The sequence below is a fragment of the Pseudofrankia coriaricola genome (assembly GCF_001854805.1).
Taxonomy (GTDB): Bacteria; Actinomycetota; Actinomycetes; order Frankiales; family Frankiaceae; genus Pseudofrankia.
This window is the reverse complement of sequence record NZ_MBLO01000171.1, coordinates 1-2,825: the sequence shown is the minus strand read 5'-3', so window position 1 is coordinate 2,825 and position 2,825 is coordinate 1. Positions and strand designations below refer to the sequence as shown.

Genomic DNA, 2,825 nt, shown 5'->3' with positions numbered 1-2,825 from the left:
GTGGCGTTGAGCGCCACCGGTTTCAGCCCTGGTCTGCTCGCCCAGCGAGGCAGTGACATGGCCGGAATGTCGATCATGTCAAGTGTCGCCGCACAGGGCTCTCCGGTGATGGACGCCTACCAGAACACCATGACCACCTACGCGCCGGAGCTGCCGGACCCCACCGACGARCTCGCCCTCGCCGGATACGTGGCCGCGGACGAGATGATCCAGGGACTCCAACTCGCCGGGCCCTGCCCCACCCGCCAGGCCTTCGTCGAGACTCTCCGCAGGGTGACCGACTTCACCGCCGGCGGCCTGATCGCCCCGATCAACCTGTCCCTGCCCACACAGCCGATCCTCTGCGAGAACTTCATCACCGTCGACCCGGCTGGACATAGTTTCGTACCCGCCCCACCACCCCCGACACTCAACCACGACGGCTACTGGTGCGGCGAAGCACTCCAATAGCGCCACGGTGGACCATGGCGTTGATCCATGGTGGACAGGTCGCCGCGACCCGCGACTTCCGGACGGCGACGCGGCAGCGCAACCAGCGAAGAACTGGCTTACTTCCCACCCGCTTCCACCGGCGCCTCGACCCTTGGATGAGCCTCGCCGAACGCCGATTCACCGAACTGAACAACCCGCATTGCCCACCGCTCCGTCGTCGAACCCGCGGTCGACACCGGCAGCTCGATCAAAACCTGGCGCAACGGCCCAAAATCGCCCATGTGGACTAAGGCCGTCAACGAGATCTTTAAATCCCCGCCACCACTACCAGCAAGTCGACGATCCAGACACCAGATGACCCGGCGTTGTGTTTCTTGTGAGAATTCTCGGACTCGCCCCCTACATCCCACTCACTAACCCCTTCCTGTTGTCTCTCGGTTTCTTGCCTGTCGATGTCGACATGGTTGTGTGGTGGCCGCTTGGCCTTGGCCGCCCAATTCACTCTTCCCCGGTCTTGTTCTGCGACCGACAAGCCGGCTCTCCCTCACAGGTGATCCCCCGGGCGCGGCCCGATGTACCTATTTCCCACAACGGCGTATCCTTCTCGTCAAAAGAGTCTTTATCGAGTAGCGCCTGCTCAGCCGGGTTGTTCGTCCAGGAATCCTGAAATCCGCGCAGAAGAGCCAGACCTGGTCGGCCTTCGCGGCGAGCCGCTTCGCCAGGACATAGGCGGGGTGGTTCGCGTCGTCCTTCCAGGCCGACACCGGTTGGTCAGCCGGCCCCACTGGACGTCGGTGTCGTAGCGGGTCCGCAGGTCGGCGAGCGACTCCGCGTCGAGGCGGTCCTTCCCGGCGGCGGTCGCGGCGACCACGGCGTGGTGGGCCTCGCGGAGCAGTTCGATGAGCCGGCCGGCCCAGGCCTGGACCTTCGGATCCAGGTTCGCCACGCCCCGCAGGTGGCGAATGACGTGCGCAGAACATTGCTGGATGCCGGCGAGCTGTGCGGCGAACTGGTACCAGCCGGCGTAGTCGTCCCGGACCAGGGTGCCGTGGTAGTCGGACAGGACATGCAGGCCGTCGATCGCCGCCGACGAGCGGGAGTGGATCCCGGCGTACCAGACCAGCCCCGGGCCCGGGGTGCGCACGGTGACGACGTGCGGGTCCCGGACAGCGGCTTCCCTGCCTCGTCGAGGTCCCGCAGATCCGGCGTGGGTCACCTGGGTTCAGCTCGGCGAGCGAGACCACCAGCGCCTGCTCAGCCTCCCCCTCGGTGGCGAACGGACCGCGCCGCGGGTGCCTGCGCCTCCCGCTCGGGCCTGGTGGAATCTCGCGGCGAAACCACCAGGCACCATTGTCGGACCGGCCCAACTTGGGGTAGTGCTTTCCGAGCTCCTTCTTCGTGAGCGGATCCTGGCAACTGCACCTCTTGGAGACAGAACCCTTCACCGGTCGACGCTCCAAGCGGCCGCCCGGCCTCGCGACGGGAGAACGTCCGAGCACACGTCGTCCGCAGCGCCGTCGACGGCCGGCTCACCCCGGCGACCGTGCTCCGCGTCGTCACGGCCCGGCCACGGGACCTGTCGGTGTTCCTCTGCGGTCCCGAGCCGCTCGTCGAAGCGATGACCGAAGGCCTGCGGGCCGGCGGCGTCCCCGCCGGCCGCTTCTACCGCGAGTACTTCGACTGGCGCTGACAAGGCTCGACGCACCGCTCCGTCGGTGGTGGGTGGTGTTCGTCCGGCGACTCGGCCTCCTCGAGCAGCAGTTCCGCCGCAGGGGCGACCCGCGACGGTCGGTTCAGCAGGTTGGACACCGTGCCGACCGAGATCCCGGCCACGAGCGCGACCTCGCGGATGCTCGGCGTCGTCACCCTCCCCTCACGGTTGGATGGGAGCTCGGACACGGATCAAAACTGAAACGTGTCAAGCATGGGAACCCACGGGCGTGCGGGCCGGGCCACAACTGGTCGAGCCAGGGAGGCATCCCGGCTTGACGTGGCCCCCCAGGTCACCTATCGTTCGGGGACCGGTTATGAATCGTTTCAATTGTCTCAATCGGGCAGGACGTGCGCCAGGCATGCACCTGACGCCTCCGGGCCTTCGTGTACACGCGTCATGACAAGAACGGGAACGAGATGGCCGATCTGACGGCGGTGAAGTCCGCGCTGAAGGCGCAGCAGATCGAGACACCGTCGTGGCCGCTCGGGAATGGTCGTCGACCTGCCAGCTGAGGCTCCGCTGTCCGACGTCGTCACCCGCCTCAAGGAACTGCACGCGGCCTACCGGGAGGACTACGCCGCCTACTAGTGCGTTGTCCGCGAATGCGGGTCGGTTCTTGTTGATCAGGCGGCGTTTCTGGTGTGGCCCCAGCGGTGCTGGCGTTCGGAGTGGATACGGG

At 66.6% G+C, this 2,825-nt stretch carries 3 protein-coding genes and 1 pseudogene; 2 read left to right on the top strand and 2 right to left on the bottom strand.

All coding sequences use genetic code 11. The features are described from left to right. Positions 1-450, top strand: a 450-nt coding sequence (locus BCD48_RS21165; RefSeq protein WP_157910543.1) for an ABC transporter substrate-binding protein, incomplete at its 5' end; no start/stop codon positions are given. Between the two features lie 609 nt (positions 451-1,059). Here BCD48_RS21165 and BCD48_RS21160 read toward each other — a convergent pair. Next, positions 1,060-1,629, bottom strand: a pseudogene (locus BCD48_RS21160) (IS66 family transposase); the annotation flags it as partial. 346 nt (positions 1,630-1,975) lie between these two features. Here BCD48_RS21160 and BCD48_RS51465 point away from each other — a divergent pair. After that, entirely contained in the window at positions 1,976-2,122 is a 147-nt protein-coding gene (locus tag BCD48_RS51465) for a hypothetical protein (RefSeq protein WP_157910542.1), read from the top strand. Here the strand turns inward: BCD48_RS51465 and BCD48_RS21155 are convergent. Further along, positions 2,095-2,298 carry a LacI family DNA-binding transcriptional regulator gene (locus BCD48_RS21155; protein ID WP_071050143.1) on the bottom strand — a complete coding sequence of 68 codons (204 nt, stop codon included), beginning with the start codon at positions 2,296-2,298 and terminating at the stop codon, positions 2,095-2,097. The two genes, BCD48_RS51465 and BCD48_RS21155, sit on opposite strands and share 28 nt — an antisense overlap. Positions 2,299-2,825 lie beyond the last annotated feature (527 nt).